The organism is Halomicrobium mukohataei DSM 12286, assembly GCF_000023965.1.
In the GTDB taxonomy this organism is placed as follows: Archaea; Halobacteriota; Halobacteria; order Halobacteriales; family Haloarculaceae; genus Halomicrobium; species Halomicrobium mukohataei.
The window spans coordinates 2,286,542-2,305,613 of sequence record NC_013202.1; the positions used below are offsets into that span (position 1 = coordinate 2,286,542).

The following is a 19,072-nucleotide window of genomic DNA, read 5'->3' on the forward strand; positions in this document are numbered from 1 at the left end:
GTCGAGTCCCGACGGCAATCCATGAGCGAGCTACTGGCTGGTATCTACGCCGTCCACATGACGTTCGCCGCTCTGTGGACGGGGAGTGTCGTGTTCGTCGCAATCGCCGTCCTGCCGACCGCGATGGACGGCGAGGGATCGCCCGCGCCGCTGTCGACGATGATCGGGAAACTGAAGCTCATCTCGCGGACCAGCGCCCTCTTGCTCTTCCTCACGGGCGGGCACCTCGCGGCGACTCAGTACGGAGCCAGCGGGCTCACTGGGACGTTCCGTGGCTACCTCGTCGTCGCCATGCTGGTCCTCTGGTTCGTGCTGGCCGGCCTCGTCGAGGTCGGGTCGAGCAAGCTCACGGACGGATTCGACCAGCAGAAGCTCAGAGAGCCGGCGCGCAACGCCCGACCGTTCTTCCTGGGGGCGACGGTCGTCGCCGTCCTCCTGTTGCTCGACGCGGGCATCATCCTCGGGATCTGATCACAGCCGTTCGTCGAGTTCGTCGCCACACCGAAGCGCCAGCGCCGCGATCGTCAGCGTCGGGTTCATCGAGCCCGCAGTCGGGAACACGCTCGACGACGCGATCCAGCAGTTGTCCAGGTCGTGGGTCCGGAGGTCGGGATCGACGACGCTCGCTGCCGGGTCGGTCCCCATCCGCGTCGTCCCCATGTGGTGGGCGGCGGGACCGGTCGAGTCCGGCCCCGCAGTCCAGCCGATGTCGACGCCGAGCTCCGAGAGGACGGCGTGTTGGATGCGGTTCGCCCGCTCGATCGTTCGGAGCACGCGCTCACCCCACGACCAGTGGATCTCCGGGACCGGATTGCCGTGGTCGTCGGTCGTCGACGGGTCGAGCGTGATCCGGTTCTCGGCCCGCGGGGGCTGGCCGACGAGCCCCCCCATCGCGACGTGGTTCCCGTAGCCCGCCCGGAGGTCGTCGAGCAGGTCGTCACCCCACGTCTCGGCGTCTAGCGCCATCTCGACGGGCGACGGGCCGGCGTAGTTGAGAAACTCCAGTTTGATCGGCGACAGCGGGCCGTCGGCGGCCGGCACCACCGTCTCGCCGTCTCTGGTGACCGCCTGTCCGGGCTCGTCGTAGAACTGGTGGCTCTCGCTGGTGAGGAAACCGACGTGGTTCTGGCGGGTCGGCTCGTCGATCGTCCCGCCGGCCCCGGCAAAGAGGTGCTCCATGAAGTACCGGCCGACCGCGCCCGAACTGTTCGCCAGCCCGTCGGGATGGTCGGGCGAGCGAGACAGCAAGAGGAGCCGCGGAATCTCGATCCCGCCGGCCGCCAGCACGAACTGGCGAGCCCGCTGGCGGTGTTCGGTCCCGTCCGGCGTCGCGTACACCGCGGCGTCGATCCGACGGGAATCGTCACCGGTCTCCAGTCGCTGGACCGGCGCGCGGTCGACGACTCGGGCACCCGCGCGCTCGGCCTTCTGGACGTGAGTGTCGGCGCTGTACTTCGCGCCGGAGGGACAGACCGGCTGACAGGTACCGTAGCCGACGCAGGTCGATCTGTCGTCGTAGGGCTCGCTGTTGCGGGCGTTGGGCACGCTGTGGGTCGTGATACCGAGCCGCTCGCAGGCGGGTGCAAACAGCGAGTCGCTGTACGACGGCTCGAACGCCGACATGGGGAATGGCGTTCGCCGTGGCGGTCCGAAGGGGTTGTCAGACGCCCCCGCGACGCCCAGCGCCGACTCCGCCTCGGCGTAGTAGGGTCGGAGTTCCTCGTAGCCGATCGGCCAGCCCGGATCGTCGTTCGGGTGCTCACCGGCGAAGTCTGTCGGATGGAGCCGCGGGACCATCCCCTGCCAGTGAAGCGTCGATCCGCCGACACCCTTGACGCGGTTGGCGTTCAGCGGGTAGAACTGCTCGCCGCCCGTCGAGTACTCGTCGCGCTCGCCGCCCATCCCCCAGATCGACAGGTCGTCGTGGGCCGGCCGGATCGACCGCTCCATCTGCTCGGGCCGCGCGTCGAAGTCGAACCGCGGCCCCGCCTCCAGTACGACCACGTCGTGGCCGGCGCTGGCGAGCCGATGGGCCACGAGCGCGCCGGCCGGCCCCGCACCGACGACGCACACGTCCTGTCTGGGTGACGGCGTGCGCGACTGCACGCGCGAGAATTAGGCAATCCTAAACTTATGGGTTGTCATCCGGCCCGCACTTCGAGAGTCGGGCCCGAGACCATGGTATGGACGTGTTGCCCACCGGCGCGAGTGCAACGGGTGCACGGCGAACGTCCTCCGGGCGGCCCGCGACGCTGGTGTCGAACTGATCGTCTACGCCGCCTCGAACCACGCACAGGAGATGTACGAACTCGACAACGCGCCTGCGATCTACGACTGCGACTTGGTGGCCGATCACACTGAACCCGTTCGGCCCGAACTGTACGACGACGGGCGTGTTCTGGAGCGGTCACGAGTTCGACCACTGGCGACGAGAGTATGAGAACCGTCGTAGCTCACTCCAGCAGTGTGGAAGCCGCTACGCTCGTGAGAACATACCGGAAGTCGGTCGGGAAGAGACAGGCCGGTTCAAGATGATGCTTCATACGGACGGTTGTAGTTGCTTACGCGTAGCGGTCCGCGAACGCCCACTCGCGACGCAGGAGTGCTTCGACGCCGTGGTCCAGCATCGCCTCACCGAGCGAGCTTACGCGGTAGTAGGAGTAGAGACCGTCACGGTCGGGTGCGGATCGCTTTCGGTTCCAGACGAGCCCCACGTCGACGAGGGTGTCGAGATGGTAGTGGAGCGTGTTCGTCTCGATGTCGAGGACCTCAGCGAGCTGGCTCGCGCTCAGGTCGCCGTTGCGCGCCAGCGTCCGGAGGACCTGAAACCGAGTCTCGTTACCGATGGCACGCTGCATCGCCAGGTACTCCGACAGGTCGAGCACGCTGTCGTCGGGGAGCAACGGCTCCGGAGGCTCGGCCCCGCCAGTGTCGTTAGTCGCGTCCGCCATACCCGTTTGTACGGCACGACAGCACATAGTCGTTACTGAGTCAGTATTTACTGAAAACAGCCGTTTTTATATGTGTTGGCGGACACACAGAGCTATGCGCAATCGGCTGCTGGACACCCTCTCGCCCGTTCGATACCGACGCTTTCTGGTGTACGTGATGGGGCCGTACAAAGCGTTCGGAGTCGACGACGTCGTCGACGACGCGGGCCCCTTTCTGGAGTGGGACGAGGACGTAGGCGGCGAGTACGACGAGGAGGACGTGCAAGCGCTGCTCGAACGGACACGTGACAGGCTCCGGGAAGCGGTTGGCGTCAACGCTTTCCTCGCTATCGACGCGGAGATACCACTCGACGAGATGGACGCGGCGACACAGACGATCGAGTTCGCACGAGCAAGCAACGCAGTCGTCTTCGTCGCACCACTGGTCGGAAAGAACCTCGGCGTCGGGATCGAGGTGGGATCAGTGATGGAGGCTCTCGACGAGCAACAGCGTGAGCGGGTGGTATTTGTTCACGAAACAGGTGTTCGCAGTGCGATGATCGATGGTCTAGCACGCCGATGGGACGCGACGATCCTCACCTACGAGACCGAAGACGAACTGTTCGATCGGCTCCGGTACTTCGTCGCACAGGTGATGAACGCAGAGTACACTGGCGACCTCCCAGATCTGGACGAATAAATCTGATCGGTCCAGTCATACGCAACTACACCCGTCCGTATCAGGGAATCCGGACGCTGTGTTTGAGCGTCCCGACGCCTTCGATCTCGATCTCGACGCTGTCGCCGTCGGCCAGCGGACCGACACCCTCCGGTGTCCCGGTCGCGATCACGTCGCCGGGTTCCAGCGTCATGTAGGCCGTGATCTCCTCGATGAGCTCCGGAATGGAGAAGATGAGGTGTTCGATCGAAGAGGACTGCTTGGTCTCGCCGTTGACGCGCGTCTCGATCGTCGCGTCGTCGGGGACGTGTTCCGGCGTCGCGACGAGGGGGCCGATCGGACACGCGTTGTCGAAGGCCTTCCCGCGAACCCAGTTTTGCTCTCTGTTCTGGTCGTCGCGGTTCGAGAGGTCGTTGACGCAGGTGTAGCCCGCGATCACGTCCTCTGCGTTGCGCTGGCTGACGTTCTTGCACTGCTCGCCGATGACCACGCCCAGCTCCGCCTCGTAGTCGATCCGGTCTTTGTTCGCCAGCAGCGTCACCGTCTTGTCGTGGCTCGCGACGGTGTTGGGCGGTTTCAGAAAGAGGAGCGGCCGATCCGGCACGTCGTTGTCCATCTCGTCGGCGTGCTCCGCGTAGTTGCGACCCACACAGACGATCTTCGTGGGCTCGCAGGGCGGGAGTACGTCGACTTCCTCCGGGGCGTAGGACTCGTCGCCGAAGGCGATGCGGCCGTACGGGCCAGCCGCCGCCGTGACGACCGGCTCACCGTCTTCGACGGTCCACCGTCCACCACGGACGTTCCCCGCAGAGTCGCGAAATCGAACACGCTTCATACGGCCGGCAACACGGCCGGTACTGATAAGCGTTTACACGGGCATTCGAGGGCCGTTGTGCGGTACGACGGCCGCCTAGGGCATCTTCGTCAGTCGTCTTCGGCGGCCCCCGAACTGTCCTCCACGTCGATGGGATCTTCGATGTCTCCCGTGATCGACTCCAGCAGGTCGGTGACGGTCACCATGCCGACGACCTCGCCGTTTTCGATGACCAGCGCGAGTTCCTGATTCTCGGCCTGGAACTGGTCGATCGCGTCGCTGACGTCCACGTCCGGTGAGAGAGTCACCGGCGGGGCTGCGAGCGCTTCGAAGTCGACGATACCCTCGGCCAGATCGTCACGGTGGCGTGCGAAGACCGGGAAGTAGAGGATGCCACGGAAGTCGGTCAGCTCCCCGCCGACCAGCGGGTATCGCGTGTGGGGCTGGTCGGCCATCCGCCGGAAGTTCTCCGCCGGGTCGACCGCCGTCGACAGCGCGACGATCTCGTCGGTCGAGACCATCACGTCGCGAACGGGCTGTTCGCCGATCTGGAGGGCGTTCATCACCTCGGTGCGACGCTCCTCGCTGAGATCCCCCTCCTCCAGGACCGACCCGAGTTCGTTTCGGAGATCCGCCCGCGACTCGATGACGTCTTGCTCGGTTTCGAGCCACGCGCCCGTCATCTCGATACCGAACAGCTTCAGCGTCCACTTGGCGACCCCGTCGCCGACCGAGATCAGCGGCGAGATCAGGTGATTGAACCAGTACAGCGGCGTCGCACCGTAGCGACACACCATCCGCGACCGCTCGACCCCGAGATACGTCGGCGTCTGCTCGCCGTGGGTCAGGTGGACGAGGTTGATGATCAGGAACGCGAGGATGGCACCCGATCCGACCGTCGCGAGCACGGTGTTCTCGAACAGCGGTTCGAACAGCGCTGCCAGTGCCGGCTCGGCGACGATCCCGACGGCGATGCTCGACGCCGTGATCCCGACCTGACAGGTGGTGAGATAGATTTCGAGGTTCTGGGTCATCTCCCACGCCCGTTCGAGCGCGGCGTCGCCGTCGCCGACGAACTCGGACTCGGTGAACTGACGGGCCCGCGTCAGCGCGAACTCGATCGCGACGAAGAACCCGTTCGCGAGTATCAGTGCGACACCAGCGACCAGTCTGACGCCGATCTCCGGAGGGTTCATCACTGGACTCCTTCTGATCGACGCCTGTTATACCTCGCGGCTCGGCGACCACCGCAAAGTGTTTGTCGTGGGACTCCCCAGCTTTTATCGTGCAATTGTTGCGTCGGCTACGGGACTGGCTTGCCGGACGGCTTCCGGCCGGGCCCGTACTCGTCGCAATTGGGCTGGTGTGGTTCGCGGGCGCACTCTGGAACTTTCGGCGCGAGATATCCACCCTCGCCGGTGCCGCGTTACCGGTCGCGACGTTCGTGTTGACCGGCGGCCTCTCGGCCGGCGTCGTCTTCGTCGGCTACCGACTCACCCAGAGCCCGTTCGCTCCCGACGAGCGGTGGTCGATCGTCGGCTGGACGGCCGGCGGACTGCTCGTTACGGTGTCGCTGCACGCCGCGACTCTGAGTATTCGCGCCGCGGAGGGACGCCCGATCGGCGAGCCGCAGTTTCCGCTCCTCGTCGCCGGTGGCGTGGGCGCGCTCGCGGGGTACGGCATCGGAGAGTTGCTGGTCGACGTGCGCCGGACGGCCGCCCAGGCGCAACAGGCCCGTGACGGGATGGCGTTCGCGAACAGCCTCCTGCGTCACGACGTTCGCAACGCCCTGCAGGTCATCCTCGGACAGGTCGACGTGCTGACGACGATCGACGACGAGCGCGTCGGCGAGGCCACCAAACGCATCGAGAGCCAGGCCGAAGGGCTGTACGACCTCACGTCGAATGCCGAGGCCGTCACCGCCGTGCTGACGGGCGAGGCGACGCCGGAGCCCAGAAACGTCGTCGAGGACATCGAGACGACCGTCGCCACCGTCACCGAGTCCTTTCCCGACGCCACCGTCGAGACGGCGCTCCACGACCAGCTGGTCGTTCGCGGGACCGACGCACTCAGGCCCGTGTTCGCGAACATCCTCGACAACGCGGTCCAACACACGGGCTCGAATCCGACCGTTCGGGTGACGACGGAGACCGCAGACGGCGTCGCGCGCATCCGCTTTGCCGACGACGGACATGGGATTCCCGAAGGCGAACGCGAACGGATCTTCGAACGCGGCGTCACGACCGACGGCGGGAGCAACGGGCTCGGACTCCACATCGTCTCGACGCTGGTCGAACGCTCTGACGGCTCGATCTACGTCGAAGACAGCGAGCTCGGCGGGGCGGCGTTCGTCGTCGAGTTACCGATCGCGGAGTGATTCCGCTGGACGGGACCGCCCGCCCGAGACGGCAAACTCGCGAGCGGCGGGTGTGTCACGGCCGGCGACCAGCATCGGAGGGAAGCGTTTTGCCCGTCCAGAAACTGCAGGCGGACATGAGCGACCCCACTCTGACCGTCCTCCCGGGCGACGCCGACCTCGAACCCGCCTTCGACGTTCGCCGCGACGTGTTCGTCGACGAGCAGGGCGTCGACGAGGCGATCGAGATCGACGGCAAAGATCCCGACGCGACCCACGTCCTCGCCGAGGTCGACGGCGTTCCGGTCGCTACCGCACGGCTGCGAGTGATCGACGACGGCGTCGGCAAGGTCGAGCGCGTCGCGGTCCGCGCCTCTCACCGGGAGTCCGGCGTCGGTCGCCGGGTCATGCATCGGATCGACCAACTCGCGATCGAGAACGGTCTCGACCGCCTGGAACTACACTCCCAGACCCGTGTCGAAGGGTTCTACCAGCGACTGGGCTACGAGACGGTCAGCGGCGAGTTCGACGAAGCGGGCATTCCCCACGTCGAGATGCGAAAGGAACTGTGAACGTGACCGTTCCCGCGGTCCGTCCGTGATCGGTCGCCGTCGCTCTCGGATTCTCACGTTCGCAGCAAAACGGGCCGGAAGGGATTTGAACCTCGCCCAGACGTGCTCACTCGCTTCGTTCGCTGTGCGCGACTGGTCTGATTCAAATCTCTCGTGTCGTTTTCACTGCTCACTGTCGTTCGCAGCAAAACGGGCCGGAAGGGATTTGAACCTCGGTCAGAGCAAAGCTCTTCCCTGCTTCAAATCCTTCCGCGAAGCTCTCGGATTCTCACGTTCGCAGCAAAACGGGCCGGAAGGGATTTGAACCCTCGACCGACGGCTTAAGAGGCCGTCGCTCTGCCAGACTGAGCTACCGGCCCAGTGCATTCGAAGGTTGTCGGGGCAAGTAAAATAGGTTTCCTTTCGACGCCGCCGTGCAGGGGTTCCACATCCCGCCGCCACCGGAGACAGTTGATATAAGAGGCTTCGATCCGACTCGTATACACACAAATGAGTACAGCCAGCGGGATCACCATGGCCTCTATGTCGAAGTACGCTATTCTCGGGTGTGGGAGCGTGGGCCATGCCGTTGCGGAGGAACTGGTCGACGAGGGTAAGGACGTGCTGATCCTTGACCGCGACGAGGGACGGGTCGAGGCACTGCGCGATCAGGACCTCAACGCCCAGGTGGGCGACATCGCGGACGACGAGATGAGCGAGACGCTGAGCGACAGAGACGTCGTGTTGATTCTCTCGTCCGACGTCGAAGCCAACGCCGCAGCGGTCCGCAATATCCGGGCCGACGGCGGCGAGCAGTTCATCGTCGCCCGGGCCGACGACCCGGTCTCGGCCGACGACCTCAGCGAGGTCGGGGCGGACGTGGTGATCAACCCGTCGACCGTGATCGCCGACTCGGCGATGCGGGCGCTCGAAACGGGCGAGCTGGAGTACAAGGCGAGCCAGCTCGCCGAGGTCATCGAGGACACCGACCAGCGGATGGCGATCCTCATCCACCGCTCGCCGGATCCCGATTCGATCGCCAGCGCGGCGGCGCTGCGGACGATCGCCCAGAGTCTCGACGTGGAGGCGGACATCATCTACGAGGGCGAGATCGGCCACCAGGAGAACCGGGCGTTCGTCAATCTGCTCGGGATCGACCTGGTCTCGCGCGACGAAATCGACCTCGACGACTACGACACGTTCGCGCTCGTCGACACCGCGAAAGGCGGCGATCCGACGGTCGAACGGGTCGATCTCATCATCGATCACTACGAGCACGACCACGCGCACGACGCGACCTTCGAGGACATTCGACCCAACGTCTCCGCGACCTCGACGATCCTGACGAAGTACATCCAGGAACTGGAGCTGAGCCTCCAGCAGGAGGTCGCGACGGCGTTGCTCTACGGGATTCGGGCGGAGACGCTCGACTTCAAGCGCGACACGACGCCGGCCGATCTCACGGCGGCGGCGTACCTCTATCCGTTCGCCGACCACGACACGCTCGAACAGGTCGAGTCGCCGTCGATGTCTCCGGAGACGCTGGACGTGCTCGCGGAGGCGATCCGCAACCGCGAGGTCAAGGGGTCGCACCTGGTCTCGAACGCGGGGTTCATCCGCGACCGCGACGCCCTGTCACAGGCCGCCCAGCACCTCCTGAACCTCGAAGGGATCACGACGACGGCGGTGTTCGCGATCGCCGACGACACGATCTACCTGGCCGCACGTTCGAAGGACATCCGGATGAACATCGGCAAGGTGCTCGACGACGCGTTCGGCGAGATCGGCGACACCGCGGGTCACTCGACGGACGCCAGCGTCGAGATCCCGCTTGGCATCTTCACCGGCATCGAGACGAGCGAGGACAACCGCGACACGCTGCTGGCACTCACCGAAGAAGCGGTCCGGAGCAAACTGTTCGAAGGGATGGGCGTCGACAGCGAGAGTTCGAACGGGAACTGACGGTCGTCTGGTGGCGGTCGCCGCGTCGGCGCTAGGCGGTGACCTCGTCTTCTTCCTCTTCGTCGGCGGGTTCGTTGCTCGCCTGGAGTCGCTCGACGATGTCGTTGACCACGACGACGTCGCCGACGGCCTGGACCCAGCGATAGGGGACGATGACGCCGCGCGCCTGGTTCGCCTTCGCCGAGAACAGTTCGCGGTTCAGTTCGTGCAGCGCGAGTCCGGTCACGCTCTGGCGGTCGAGGTCGAGTCGGATGTCCTCGACTTCACCGACGAAGACGCCGGTGTTCGTGTACACCTCGCGACCCACGAGCGTCGTGATTTCCTGGGGAACACTATCCCGATCCATATGGCTCCGGATGGTGGCCGGCACCTTAATTGTTGGTAGCTGTCTGACGCGGCGGCCACACGACCGACCGTCGTCGGCCACTCGACCGGCCCCATCGCGGCCGAACGCCTCATACCGCCGGCTGTCACTGTTTCAAGACAATTCGGATCACGGGGTCGCGAAATTCGTCACAGACGTACAGCCGGCAGTATCACTCACCGCGCGTCGACGACGCGGTCGGCGCTGTGCGCGAAGCTGTCGGCCAGTTGGTCGTCGAGCGCGTCGCCGGTGATCGTGTAGACGCCCCGGAGGGTCCGGTCGCGGGCCGCCGTGGTGACGTGATCGAAGAAGCGACACACCCGATCCTGGTGGGCGTACATCGCCAGTACGTCGAGCGCGTCGAACAGGACCCAGCCGTGGCCGGCGTCGAGTGCGCCGAGAGCGCTCGTAAACCGCATACTGAGGCCGGTCAGGTCGTCCGGCACGATCGGCTCGCTCGTCCACAGCGGTCCGTCGTATTCGGGCTCGGAGCCGGTGACCGGCACCAGCCCGACCCTCTCGACGGCCAGCCCGCGCTCGCGAAGCCGGCGTTCGACGGTCGCCGGTGGCGTCGACGAGACGAACACGACGTTGTCCGTGACGCCCCGCGGCAACAGCGAGAGCGACCGCTGCATCGACGGCATCGAGACCAGCGCTTGCGTTCCGGGCTCGACGCGCAGACGACGGTCGTCGAGTCCCTGTGTGTCGTTTTCGCTTCGCACGTCGTGTCACCACCGACCGCACCGCCGGCACAGGCACTTCGCCTGCACCACCCCGAGGAGACCCAGTCCTCGTTCCTAACCCGAAGTCGGTACCGACGCTTAAGTGTATTCCGCTCAGCGGGAGTCTGGCCCCCAACGATATCTGTTGTCCGAGCCGTACACTGGTGTATGCCGTCGACAGTCGTACACATGGCGGTCGCGGGCCTCATCGGAGCGGCGCTGCTCGGGACGGCGTTCGATCGACGGTCGGTGCTGATCCTCTTCGGGGCGATGATCGCCGCGGATCTGGACTCGTTCGTCGGTCTGGTCTCGGTCGTGGGCCACCGGACGGCGTTTCACACGCTCCTGGTGCCGATCACGGCGGCCGCCGTCCTGCTGGTCGATCTCCGCCGAGGCGAGGGGTCGTGGGTGCGGCGGCGCTGGGGTCCCCGAGGCGTGCGCATCACGTGGGTGACGATCGTCGCGTACGCCGGTGCGGCGATCGGGCTGGATCTGTTCTCCGCCGGTGGAGCGAACCCGCTCTGGCCGCTCCACGACCAGTTCTACGTGATCGACGGGAAGATAGAACTCTCCAGTCGGCGGGGGATCGTCCAGACGTTCGTCGATCTCGGCTCCGAACGGGCCGGCGACGCGAGCAGTAGCGAGACGGTCGCTCGGGGCACGTCTCGGGATGTCAACGTGAGCACGGGCGTCGACCCGAACCCGGACGGCGGCGACACCGCCGAGCCGGTCGACCGCGTGTTCCCAGTCGTGCGGTCGGGGTGGCAACTCCTCCTGCTCGTCGTGGGAACGGCCGTCACCGCCGCGCGGTTCTACGTCGACCAGGCGGTGCCAGCGGAGTGACTACTCGGGGTCCGGGACGGCGGCCGGCGTGTCGGGGACGTGATCGACGCCGTCGACGAGGTCGCGCGCGCTGGCGGTGTCTTTCAGCCCGGTCCCGGTGACGACGAGCGTGGCGCTGTCTCCTGGGGCGACGGTCCCCGCATCGACCGCGGATTCGAGGCCAGCGAGCGTCGCGGCGCTCGCGGGCTCGGCGTAGATGCCCTCGGTCCGGCCCAGCGTGCGCTCGGCGTCAAGAATCTCCCGATCGGAGACGACGACGGTGGCTCCGCCGCTGTCTTCGAGCGCGCGACACGCCTTCTGTGCGTTGTGTGGGTGGCCCACGTCGATGCTGTCGGCCTGCGTCTCGCCGCCGGCCCGTGCCCGCTCGCCGGTAAAGCGGTCGTGGATGGCGGTTGCGCCCTCGGCCTGTACGCCCAGGAGGCGCGGACACTCCTCGACGATGCCCAGCTCCGCGAACTCGCGGAACCCCTTCCAGGTCGCCGCCAGCCCACAGCCGTTGCCCATCGGATAGACGATCCAGTCGGGCACCGAGGCCCGGCTCTGCTCGGCCAGTTCGTGGCCGACGGTCCGGAGTCCCTCGACGGCGTAGGGGTTGACTGCGGCGCTGCAGTCGTACCACTCGCGGTTCGCTGCGACGCGGCGACACAGCGAGAAGGCGTCGTCGTAGTCGCCGTCGACGGCGTACACGTCGGCACCGTAGACGAGCGGCTGGACGGCCTTGCCCTCGGGCACGTCTGCCGGGACGAAGATACAGCAGTCCAGGCCCGTCCGGGCGGCGTACCCCGCCAGCGACGCCGCGGCGTTACCCGTCGACGCACAGGTCAGCACCGACTCGTCGCCGGCCAGTGCGCGACTCGTCAGGACGGCGCTGGCCCGGTCTTTGATCGATCCCGTCGGATTGCCACGCTCGTCTTTGAGCCGGACGGTGACGCCGAGTTCCCGCGAGAGCGTCGGCGCGTCGAGCAGCGGCGTCCCGCCCGCGCCGAGATCGACCGCGTGCCCGTCCGTCGGCAACAGGGGCGCGTACTTCCAGAGGTCGTCGATCCCCTCTCCGACGCCGGCCGCGACCGCCTCGCGAGCACCGGACTGGTCGTACTGCACGTCGAGGATGCCGCCGACCCCGTCGTGGTCCGGACAGACGAGTCGCTCGTCTGCCGGGACGAACACGCGGCCACAGTCGATGCATTCGAGTGCGATAGTGGGGTTCACGGTACCAGCGACGCTGAATCTGCGTTCGTGGTGTGGTTCCCTGCGACGCGTATATGCCTTCTGGGATTCCGCGGTCCCCGCCGCGTTCCGGACCGTTGATGTACCCCCTCGCACACGTCCCGGTATGGGTCTCGCAGTGCGACGACGACTCGGGGTCGCCGACACCGTGACGCTGGTCAACGCCGTGATCGGGTTCGCCGCCGCGGTCGTCGCCTACAGCGATCCGGCGCTGGCGGCGCGACTGATCCTGCTGGCCGCGATCGCCGACGCGCTCGACGGGATCGTCGCCCGCTTCGCCGGGAACACGGAGGTCGGGCCGCTGCTGGATTCGATCACCGACGTGGTCTCGTTCGGTGCGACGCCGGCACTGTTCGTCCACGGCGTCGCCCGCGAGGCCTACGGCCCGCTGGGCGAGGCGGACACGCCGTTGCGCATCGGGCTCGTCGTCCTCGCGTCGTCGTTCGTCGTCTTCTCGGTCGTCCGAACCGCGTTCTACACGGTCTACGTCGACGAGGGCGAACAGCGGCCGGGCATCCAGAACACGCTGGCCGCGACGATTCTCGCGGCGGCCTATCTCGCTGGCGTCGCACCTGTGCCGGTGTTGCTGGCCGGAACGGTCGTCCTCTCGGCGCTCATGATCGCGCCGGTGGGCTACCCCAAGCTCCGCGCTCGGGACGCGCTGGTACTGGGACTCGTCCAGGCGGGCGCGATCGTCGATCCCGGTGCGTTCCAGCGGGTGTTCCCCCGCGTCCTGCTGGTCGCCGCCGTGGCGTACCTCGCGCTCGCACCCCGGTACTACTGGGGGGAGTGACGCCGTCGTTCGCACTGCGTCGGGCCGTCCGAGAGATCGATTCGAGGCAGTGATGGGGAAAGATTTTACCGTCGGACATCGAACAGACGAGTGATGTCGAAGAAAGCCGTACTTCTGGTTGCAGCAGTCGCCCTGGCCCTCGTCTACTTCGTCAAGAAGTAACTGACGGGTGTCCGAATCGCACGTCAACCGTCGTCCCATCCGGTCTCTGCTCCGACCGGCGGGCGTTCCTTTTCCGAAGTCACTTACCCGGTCCAGGTCGTACCAGCGGACATGTACGGCGTCGTCACCAGGAACGAGGAGGAACTGTCGTGGTCCGAGTTCGACCGCGGATTCTACGAGGTCAAAGACGTGACCGGCCGTGCGGCCGAGCCGGTCGCCGACGCCGTGAACATGGTGTCGTGTTTCGGCGACAACGCCGCCGAGGAGTCACCGGAGCTGCTGCCGATCGACGACGAGGGCAACGAGGCGACGCGCGACCGCCCGTACTTCGACTGGTCGTACGTCTGTCCCACCCACGATCGGTATCGTGAGGGGCTGCTGGAGCTGATCGGGGACGCCGCCGCCGAGAGCGAGGACCTGCGTCTGGACGACGTTGGCTTTCCGCGCGACGAGTACTGCCACTGCGATCGCTGTGAGCGCCGCTTCGCAGAGAGCGAGTACGACGAGTGGGCCGAGTGGCGCGACAGCGTCATCACGTCGTTCGTCGCCGACGCCCGCGAGCGCGTCCCCGGCGACCTGTATCTCACGCTCTACCCCGATCCGTACCCCGGCCACCTCTCGCGGCGGGCCGGGATCGACGTAGCGGCGCTCGAAGCCTACGTCGACGAGTTCGTCGTCCCCGTCTACGATATGGCCTACACGACGACCTACTGGCTCGAAATCCTCGCCCAGGGGTTCGTCGACCGGCTCTCGACGCCGTTCAGTCTCGAACTGTACGCCGTCGACGTAGAGATCGACAACCTCCTGAAAGCGGCGGAGGTCGCCAGCGAGTACGGAGAGAGCGTGCTCTTTGGCTACGACGCGAGCAACGCCCGGGCGACGCTCCGGCGGCTCGACGCCGACGAGCGCGACGGGAAGTCGTTCGGTCCGGACAGCTATAGTAGCCATTGAAAATCAATGCACACCCGATCGCACGACTGCAGTGCGACCGGTGTGTAAATCGTTTCAATTGTTACTATAGACGCGCGTCTCACGCCACTCGTGCAACTGCGCTCGGTCTCGCGTGTCCTCGGGCAACTCGTCGAACCACCCGGCGTCGGAGATCTCGCCGTCGGGGTCGTCGACGGTCAACTCCGTCTCCAGTGCGCGACCCTGGAACATCGGGAGGACGCCCCAGGTGTCGTACTCCTCACAGTGGAACTCGGCGCGTGCGAGAATCGCGAGCCCCTCGTCGGTCGCCTCGATGCCGGCCTCCTCGCGTAGCTCGCGGCTGGCGGCCTCGCGGAACGACTCCGTTCCGTCGACCTGCCCGCCCGGCAGCACCCACATATCTACGTCGTCGTGGCGGACGAGCAACAGCTCTCCGGCGTCGTTCGTGACGACGGTGTGGACCCCGTAGGGCAGTCCGTTGTCGCGGGTCCGTTCGGCGACGGTCTTGAACCGCGGTCGCGAGACGTTTCGGTGTCGCGAGAAGGTGATGTAGTCCTCGTAGTTCGAGGCGAACTGGTGGCGGGTCTGCTCGGCCTGCTGGCGGGCCTGGTCTGCCAGGTACCACAGGTTGTCGACGGCCGTCATACCCATCTGTGACAGGGACGGCTGCGACAATCGTTCTCCGGTCCTGATCCACGTGTCCGAGTCCGGTCGGCCGCCGGCAGTGTCGACGGCGGGCACCGCGGGAACGGGTCCGTGGCCCGAGAGCGCCACGAACGACGACGAGTGGCGAACGCTATCATGCCCGCCAATAGAGCGGGTACTGTCATAAGTGTTCGAGGGCGAAGGGAAAATCAGTCCCTTTTTGCGGGCCGGTCGACTACGGCGAGGTATGGCATTCGAAGAAGACGACACTGTCGTGTTGCACGACAAGCACAGCGAGTACGACGGCGAGGAAGGGACGATCACGCAGGTCGTCGAGACGATGTTCGGTGACGCGAACTACACGATCTCGTTCGAGGACGGTCAGGAGCAGGGCATCCCCGAGGACTCGCTCGAAGCGGTCGAGGAGTAGGCCGGGATGTCGTCGGTCCCGTTTCACTACGTCGACCTGCGAGCGTTCGCCTACGCGACCGAAGACGAAAAGCGGGTCGCCGAGGCGCTACAGACCTATCTCCCCGAGGAGACCGAACTGGAGCGGGCCGAGTCGGAGGGCCACTACGGCGACCGAATCGTCGTCCTCTCGGCGCGGGTCGAGAACGCGGACGACATCCGCCACGTCCTCACGCAGGTCGCGGCGGTCGACGACCTCGAAACGGTGCTCGAAGAGCTGGACGACCGCGTCGACGCCAACTGTTCGTTCTTCCTCACCTTCGACAAACAGGCGGCGTTCGGGAACAGCGTCGAGCGAGGCGACGGGATCACGCTCCGCGCGAAGGTCGAAGCCTACCCCGCCAAACGCGAGACAGCCATCGAGAACGCGCAGGACGCCCTCTCGGAGCTGTGATGTACGCGGCCGTCCACGCCCGTCCGGACGGGCAGAGTACGGTCGCCAGGATGGCCCAGACGGCCAGCCGGTACGGCTACGACGGGATCGTCGTCAGGAACCACGGCGACTGCGCGGCGACGTTCGACCCCGAAGAGATCGCCGACGAGTACGACGTGGCCGTCGTCGAGGGAATCGAGGTCCGGGCGTCTGATCCGTCCCGCGCCAGCGGCCTCGTCGGGAACCACCGGTCGTCCAAGACCATCGTCGCGGTCCACGGAGATTCCGTCGCGATCAATCGCTTCGCCGTCGAGCAGCCCGCCGTCGACGTCCTCGCCCATCCGACGCGGGGCGACGGCGACGTGAACCACGTACTGGCGAAGGCCGCCGCCGACAACGGCGTTCGCCTCGAATTCTCGCTGCAGGACGTGCTCCACGAGACCGGTGGGACGCGGGTCCGTCGCATCCAGTCGCTGCGGAAACTGCGCGAACTCGTCGAACACTACGACGTGCCCTACGTCGTCAGCGGGGACCCACACAGTCACCTCCAGCTCAGAGCGCCGCGGGACCTGATCGCGCTGGGCGAGACGATCGGCTTTTCGCCGGACCAGATCGAGACCGGACTCAGAGAGTGGGCCGAGCTGACCGAGCGGAACCGCCGTCGGCAGTCGGACGCGTTCGTCGAACCCGGTGTCTGGCTCGACGACGAGTGATCCGCCGGGCGTTGTCGGGATCTGTAGACGGCGACCGCCCGTCCCAACGGGGTCGTACGACAGCAACTGAATAGATCGACACGCCGCCAGCCCTCCCGCTCTCGGACGGCGACGAGGATTGATACAGGGCCGTTGCGGTGGATTTATGATGTATGGTTGTTTTCCTAACACTCATGGGGGAGACCGTAAAGTCGTTCGACGCGTACGTCCTCGCGGGCGTCGCAGCGGTGCTGGGTACAGGGTTCGTCGTCGGTGCGATGCTGGCGTTGCTGGGCGGTGCCGAGACGACGACAGCGATGGTACTGGCCGACTCGGTGCCGGTCGGGACGGCGGTCGGCGTCCTGCTGTTGTTGACCACGGGCGCGTTCGTTTCGGGCCAGCGCTGGGCACGCTATCTCGGGTTCCTCGCGTTCGTCGCCGTCGTCCTGTTCGGGTTCCCGTCGCCGTCGAACCCGTCGGTGATCCCGGTGGTACACACGTCCCTGTCGGCGCTGGCAGCCGTGTCCCTCCTCTTCCGGAATCCGATCTCGAAGGCGGAGCGCTCGCAGGTCGACGAGTCCACGAGCGCGAGCAAAGTCGGCTCGACGATCCGGTGACGGCCGGGGCGTCCGGCGGGGCCGGATTTCGACAGTGTATTTGGGCCTGCCGACCAACGACGCCCATGAAACGATCGATCGACGAACACGCCGACCGATTCTCCGACCACGCCGCCGACTACGACGAGAGCCAGGACTCCGAGGAGTACCGCGAGTGTGCCGACCTCGTCGTTCGTCACGCCGCCCCGGCGGCCGACGACGTGGTGCTCGACCTCGGCACCGGAACCGGTGCGATCGCGCTCCCGCTGGCAGACGCGGCAGCCGAAGTCGTCGGCCGCGACATCAGCGAGGGCATGCTCGAACAGGCGCGGACGAAGGCCACGGAGCGTGGCATCGACAACGTCTCCTTCGGCGAAGGACGATTCCGTGAGCCCTCGGTCGACCGCGAGGTCGACGTCGTCACCTCGAACTTCGCGATGCACCACCTCGACGACGAGGCAAAGCGCGAGGCGATCGACGCCATCGCGGCGCTCGAACCGCGCCGGTTCGTCCTCGGTGACGTGATGTTCTTCGACGAGCCCGACCCGTCGATCCCCTTTTACGACCCGTCGGTCGACGATCCGGCCACCGTCGGCGTCCTCGCGGACGCGTTCACCGACGCCGGCTTCGCACTGACGGCCGTCGAGATGGTCCACGGACAGGTGGGGGTCCTCGTCGGCGAGCGAGTGCCCGACGCCGAGGCCGTCGACCAGTCCTGACGGATGAAACACCTCCCCAAACACCTACAGCCCCGGTGGCGCTACCTCGGGGTCGAGATCGAGAGCTGGCCCGACGCCGACTTCGGCCGCAGGACTCTCCAGCGGGAACTGTGGTACGCCGCCCAGAACCTCGTGGGCGACGCCGGCAGTGCCGACCTCGATCTCACCGTGCTCCGCTTCGCGTTCGAGGACGGCCTGGGGAGCGCGCTCGTCCGGACGCGGCGCGACCGGACCGACAGCGCACGTGCCGTGATCGCCTCGCTGTCGACGATCGACGACGACCCGGTCGGCGTCCGGGTCCGTGGCACGAGTGGCACCGTCCGTGCGTGTGAGGAAAAATATATACGACGCGCATCGGAACCGTCCGAACAGAGACAGGTCGCGTTCGACGGCGACGAGCGGACCGCAGTCGTCCGTGACGGCCGTGTCGACGTTGCCACCGACGACGGATTTTCGGGCGCGACCGACCTCGATCTCCAGTAACTATGCAGGGACAAAACCAACAGCAGGCCTACGACCGCGGCAGCACCATCTTCTCGCCCGACGGGCGACTCTACCAGGTCGAGTACGCGCGCGAAGCAGTCAAGCGCGGCACCGCGAGCATCGGCGTCAGGACCAGCGGTGGCGTCGTGCTCGCCGTCGACAAGCGGATCCGGTCGCCGCTCATGGAGCGGTCGTCGGTCGAGAAGATCCACAAGGCCGACGACCACATCGGGATCGCCAGCGCCGGCCACGTCGCAGACGCCCGCCAACTGATCGATCTCGCCCGGCGACGGGCCCAGATCAACCGACTCCGCTACGAGGAACGGATCGGCGTCGAGACGCTGACCAAAGAGATCACCGACCACATCCAGCGATACACGCAGGTCGGCGGCGCGCGTCCGTTCGGCGTCGCGCTGATCATCGCCGGGGTCGCCGACGGCGAACCCAGGCTGTACGAGACCGATCCCTCCGGAACACCCTACGAGTGGAAGGCCCTCGCCGTCGGTGCCGACAGGGCCGACACGCGGGCCTACCTCGAAGAACACTACTCGGAGACGCTGGCCCTCGACGGCGCGATCGGACTCGCTCTCGAAACACTGGCCTCGGTCAACGACGACGCGCTCGCGCCGGAGGCGGTCGGTCTCGCGACGGTCGACGCCGAGACCGAACAGTTCCGCACGCTCTCGGACGAGGAGACGGAGACACACCTCGCCGAGCGAGACCTCCTCGCGGACGGCGAGGACCTCGAAGAGTAACTCACCCT

23 protein-coding genes, 1 tRNA gene and 1 pseudogene are annotated in these 19,072 nt (G+C 66.5%); 16 read left to right on the forward strand and 9 right to left on the reverse strand.

Annotated features, from left to right (window positions below; all coding sequences use genetic code 11):
• Positions 1 to 21 precede the first annotated feature (21 nt).
• The gene (locus HMUK_RS11475) at positions 22 to 471 is read left to right on the forward strand and encodes a hypothetical protein (protein WP_015763331.1); all 450 of its coding nucleotides are present in this window, start codon (positions 22 to 24) and stop codon (positions 469 to 471) included.
• Here the strand turns inward: HMUK_RS11475 and HMUK_RS11480 are convergent, their stop codons facing one another.
• A complete protein-coding gene (locus HMUK_RS11480) occupies positions 472 to 2,106 on the reverse strand; it encodes a GMC family oxidoreductase (RefSeq protein WP_049940824.1) in 1,635 nt (544 codons plus the stop codon).
• 275 nt (positions 2,107 to 2,381) lie between these two features.
• On the opposite strand from HMUK_RS11480, the pseudogene HMUK_RS17910 reads away from it, so the two are divergent.
• Positions 2,382 to 2,543, forward strand: a pseudogene (locus tag HMUK_RS17910) (RNA-guided endonuclease TnpB family protein); the annotation flags it as partial.
• An 18-nt stretch (positions 2,544 to 2,561) separates the two neighbouring features.
• Here HMUK_RS17910 and HMUK_RS11485 read toward each other — a convergent pair.
• Entirely contained in the window at positions 2,562 to 2,951 is a 390-nt protein-coding gene (locus HMUK_RS11485; protein WP_015763333.1) for an ArsR/SmtB family transcription factor, read from the reverse strand.
• Positions 2,952 to 3,045: 94 nt separating this feature from the next.
• Between HMUK_RS11485 and HMUK_RS11490 the strand changes: the two genes are divergently transcribed.
• The gene (locus HMUK_RS11490; protein WP_015763334.1) at positions 3,046 to 3,630 is read left to right on the forward strand and encodes a DUF7509 family protein; all 585 of its coding nucleotides are present in this window, start codon (positions 3,046 to 3,048) and stop codon (positions 3,628 to 3,630) included.
• A gap of 40 nt (positions 3,631 to 3,670) precedes the next feature.
• Here HMUK_RS11490 and HMUK_RS11495 read toward each other — a convergent pair whose 3' ends face one another.
• Together HMUK_RS11495 and HMUK_RS11500 are read right to left on the reverse strand one after the other, a co-directional pair.
• A complete protein-coding gene (locus HMUK_RS11495) occupies positions 3,671 to 4,444 on the reverse strand; it encodes a fumarylacetoacetate hydrolase family protein (protein ID WP_015763335.1) in 774 nt (257 codons plus the stop codon).
• A gap of 89 nt (positions 4,445 to 4,533) precedes the next feature.
• Entirely contained in the window at positions 4,534 to 5,619 is a 1,086-nt protein-coding gene (locus tag HMUK_RS11500) for a CNNM domain-containing protein (RefSeq protein WP_015763336.1), read from the reverse strand.
• An 89-nt stretch (positions 5,620 to 5,708) separates the two neighbouring features.
• Here HMUK_RS11500 and HMUK_RS11505 point away from each other — a divergent pair, with 89 nt between their 5' ends.
• Positions 5,709 to 6,800 carry an ATP-binding protein gene (locus HMUK_RS11505; protein ID WP_223270952.1) on the forward strand — a complete coding sequence of 364 codons (1,092 nt, stop codon included), beginning with the start codon at positions 5,709 to 5,711 and terminating at the stop codon, positions 6,798 to 6,800.
• A gap of 116 nt (positions 6,801 to 6,916) precedes the next feature.
• Positions 6,917 to 7,351 carry a GNAT family N-acetyltransferase gene (locus HMUK_RS11510; protein ID WP_015763338.1) on the forward strand — a complete coding sequence of 145 codons (435 nt, stop codon included), beginning with the start codon at positions 6,917 to 6,919 and terminating at the stop codon, positions 7,349 to 7,351.
• A 285-nt stretch (positions 7,352 to 7,636) separates the two neighbouring features.
• Here the strand turns inward: HMUK_RS11510 and HMUK_RS11515 are convergent.
• Positions 7,637 to 7,710: transfer RNA gene (locus HMUK_RS11515), tRNA-Lys, on the reverse strand.
• A gap of 130 nt (positions 7,711 to 7,840) precedes the next feature.
• On the opposite strand from HMUK_RS11515, the gene HMUK_RS11520 reads away from it, so the two are divergent.
• On the forward strand, positions 7,841 to 9,292 hold the full coding sequence (locus HMUK_RS11520) for a DHH family phosphoesterase (protein ID WP_015763339.1): 1,452 nt from the start codon (positions 7,841 to 7,843) through the stop codon (positions 9,290 to 9,292).
• Positions 9,293 to 9,323: 31 nt separating this feature from the next.
• Here the strand turns inward: HMUK_RS11520 and HMUK_RS11525 are convergent, their stop codons facing one another.
• Together HMUK_RS11525 and HMUK_RS11530 are read right to left on the reverse strand one after the other, a co-directional pair.
• Positions 9,324 to 9,638 (reverse strand): PRC-barrel domain-containing protein, encoded by a 315-nt coding sequence (locus tag HMUK_RS11525; protein WP_015763340.1) that lies wholly within the window; start codon positions 9,636 to 9,638, stop codon positions 9,324 to 9,326.
• A 194-nt stretch (positions 9,639 to 9,832) separates the two neighbouring features.
• Positions 9,833 to 10,378: a DUF7504 family protein gene (locus HMUK_RS11530; RefSeq protein WP_049940825.1), complete on the reverse strand. Its 546-nt coding sequence runs from the start codon at positions 10,376 to 10,378 to the stop codon at positions 9,833 to 9,835.
• A 189-nt stretch (positions 10,379 to 10,567) separates the two neighbouring features.
• Here HMUK_RS11530 and HMUK_RS11535 point away from each other — a divergent pair, with 189 nt between their 5' ends.
• Complete coding sequence (locus HMUK_RS11535) at positions 10,568 to 11,221, forward strand: metal-dependent hydrolase (RefSeq protein WP_015763342.1); 654 nt, start codon at positions 10,568 to 10,570, stop codon at positions 11,219 to 11,221.
• On the opposite strand, the gene thrC is transcribed toward HMUK_RS11535, so the two are convergent.
• Positions 11,222 to 12,430, reverse strand: coding sequence for a threonine synthase (thrC, locus tag HMUK_RS11540; RefSeq protein ID WP_015763343.1), 1,209 nt, complete (start codon positions 12,428 to 12,430; stop codon positions 11,222 to 11,224).
• 124 nt (positions 12,431 to 12,554) lie between these two features.
• Here thrC and HMUK_RS11545 point away from each other — a divergent pair, with 124 nt between their 5' ends.
• Together HMUK_RS11545 and HMUK_RS11550 are read left to right on the forward strand one after the other, a co-directional pair.
• Positions 12,555 to 13,241, forward strand: coding sequence for a protein sorting system archaetidylserine synthase (locus HMUK_RS11545; RefSeq protein ID WP_015763344.1), 687 nt, complete (start codon positions 12,555 to 12,557; stop codon positions 13,239 to 13,241).
• A gap of 273 nt (positions 13,242 to 13,514) precedes the next feature.
• Positions 13,515 to 14,354: a hypothetical protein gene (locus HMUK_RS11550; RefSeq protein ID WP_015763345.1), complete on the forward strand. Its 840-nt coding sequence runs from the start codon at positions 13,515 to 13,517 to the stop codon at positions 14,352 to 14,354.
• A 54-nt stretch (positions 14,355 to 14,408) separates the two neighbouring features.
• On the opposite strand, the gene HMUK_RS11555 is transcribed toward HMUK_RS11550, so the two are convergent.
• On the reverse strand, positions 14,409 to 14,978 hold the full coding sequence (locus tag HMUK_RS11555; RefSeq protein ID WP_049940827.1) for an NUDIX hydrolase: 570 nt from the start codon (positions 14,976 to 14,978) through the stop codon (positions 14,409 to 14,411).
• A gap of 247 nt (positions 14,979 to 15,225) precedes the next feature.
• Here HMUK_RS11555 and HMUK_RS11560 point away from each other — a divergent pair, with 247 nt between their 5' ends.
• The 7 genes from HMUK_RS11560 to psmA all read left to right on the forward strand — a co-directional run bounded on the left by HMUK_RS11560 (position 15,226) and on the right by psmA (position 19,064).
• The gene (locus tag HMUK_RS11560) at positions 15,226 to 15,408 is read left to right on the forward strand and encodes a hypothetical protein (RefSeq protein WP_015763347.1); all 183 of its coding nucleotides are present in this window, start codon (positions 15,226 to 15,228) and stop codon (positions 15,406 to 15,408) included.
• A 6-nt stretch (positions 15,409 to 15,414) separates the two neighbouring features.
• Entirely contained in the window at positions 15,415 to 15,840 is a 426-nt protein-coding gene (locus HMUK_RS11565; RefSeq protein ID WP_015763348.1) for an RNA-binding protein, read from the forward strand.
• A complete protein-coding gene (locus HMUK_RS11570) occupies positions 15,840 to 16,532 on the forward strand; it encodes an RNase P subunit p30 family protein (RefSeq protein WP_015763349.1) in 693 nt (230 codons plus the stop codon). The genes HMUK_RS11565 and HMUK_RS11570 overlap by 1 nt, the downstream gene beginning before the upstream one ends.
• Before the next feature lie 173 nt (positions 16,533 to 16,705).
• Entirely contained in the window at positions 16,706 to 17,128 is a 423-nt protein-coding gene (locus HMUK_RS11575) for a hypothetical protein (protein ID WP_126967101.1), read from the forward strand.
• Positions 17,129 to 17,193: 65 nt separating this feature from the next.
• Positions 17,194 to 17,826, forward strand: a complete 633-nt coding sequence (locus HMUK_RS11580) for a class I SAM-dependent methyltransferase (protein ID WP_015763351.1) — start codon at positions 17,194 to 17,196, stop codon at positions 17,824 to 17,826.
• Between the two features lie 3 nt (positions 17,827 to 17,829).
• Positions 17,830 to 18,309 carry an Rpp14/Pop5 family protein gene (locus tag HMUK_RS11585; protein WP_015763352.1) on the forward strand — a complete coding sequence of 160 codons (480 nt, stop codon included), beginning with the start codon at positions 17,830 to 17,832 and terminating at the stop codon, positions 18,307 to 18,309.
• 2 nt (positions 18,310 to 18,311) lie between these two features.
• Entirely contained in the window at positions 18,312 to 19,064 is a 753-nt protein-coding gene (gene psmA / locus HMUK_RS11590; protein WP_015763353.1) for an archaeal proteasome endopeptidase complex subunit alpha, read from the forward strand.
• The last annotated feature ends 8 nt before the right edge of the window (positions 19,065 to 19,072 follow it).

Excerpts from the sequence above, each read along its gene's own strand:
- HMUK_RS11475 (WP_015763331.1), top strand. The coding sequence starts at position 22 with ATGAGCGAGCTACTGGCTGGTATCTACGCCGTCCACATGACGTTCGCC.
- HMUK_RS11485 (WP_015763333.1), bottom strand. The coding sequence starts at position 2,951 with ATGGCGGACGCGACTAACGACACTGGCGGGGCCGAGCCTCCGGAGCCG.
- HMUK_RS11490 (WP_015763334.1), top strand. The coding sequence starts at position 3,046 with ATGCGCAATCGGCTGCTGGACACCCTCTCGCCCGTTCGATACCGACGC.
- HMUK_RS11495 (WP_015763335.1), bottom strand. The coding sequence starts at position 4,444 with ATGAAGCGTGTTCGATTTCGCGACTCTGCGGGGAACGTCCGTGGTGGA.
- HMUK_RS11500 (WP_015763336.1), bottom strand. The coding sequence starts at position 5,619 with ATGAACCCTCCGGAGATCGGCGTCAGACTGGTCGCTGGTGTCGCACTG.
- HMUK_RS11510 (WP_015763338.1), top strand. The coding sequence starts at position 6,917 with ATGAGCGACCCCACTCTGACCGTCCTCCCGGGCGACGCCGACCTCGAA.
- HMUK_RS11520 (WP_015763339.1), top strand. The coding sequence starts at position 7,841 with ATGAGTACAGCCAGCGGGATCACCATGGCCTCTATGTCGAAGTACGCT.
- HMUK_RS11525 (WP_015763340.1), bottom strand. The coding sequence starts at position 9,638 with ATGGATCGGGATAGTGTTCCCCAGGAAATCACGACGCTCGTGGGTCGC.
- HMUK_RS11535 (WP_015763342.1), top strand. The coding sequence starts at position 10,568 with ATGGCGGTCGCGGGCCTCATCGGAGCGGCGCTGCTCGGGACGGCGTTC.
- HMUK_RS11545 (WP_015763344.1), top strand. The coding sequence starts at position 12,555 with ATGGGTCTCGCAGTGCGACGACGACTCGGGGTCGCCGACACCGTGACG.
- HMUK_RS11550 (WP_015763345.1), top strand. The coding sequence starts at position 13,515 with ATGTACGGCGTCGTCACCAGGAACGAGGAGGAACTGTCGTGGTCCGAG.
- HMUK_RS11555 (WP_049940827.1), bottom strand. The coding sequence starts at position 14,978 with ATGACGGCCGTCGACAACCTGTGGTACCTGGCAGACCAGGCCCGCCAG.
- HMUK_RS11560 (WP_015763347.1), top strand. The coding sequence starts at position 15,226 with ATGGCATTCGAAGAAGACGACACTGTCGTGTTGCACGACAAGCACAGC.
- HMUK_RS11565 (WP_015763348.1), top strand. The coding sequence starts at position 15,415 with ATGTCGTCGGTCCCGTTTCACTACGTCGACCTGCGAGCGTTCGCCTAC.
- HMUK_RS11570 (WP_015763349.1), top strand. The coding sequence starts at position 15,840 with ATGTACGCGGCCGTCCACGCCCGTCCGGACGGGCAGAGTACGGTCGCC.
- HMUK_RS11575 (WP_126967101.1), top strand. The coding sequence starts at position 16,706 with ATGGGGGAGACCGTAAAGTCGTTCGACGCGTACGTCCTCGCGGGCGTC.
- HMUK_RS11580 (WP_015763351.1), top strand. The coding sequence starts at position 17,194 with ATGAAACGATCGATCGACGAACACGCCGACCGATTCTCCGACCACGCC.
- HMUK_RS11585 (WP_015763352.1), top strand. The coding sequence starts at position 17,830 with ATGAAACACCTCCCCAAACACCTACAGCCCCGGTGGCGCTACCTCGGG.
- psmA (WP_015763353.1), top strand. The coding sequence starts at position 18,312 with ATGCAGGGACAAAACCAACAGCAGGCCTACGACCGCGGCAGCACCATC.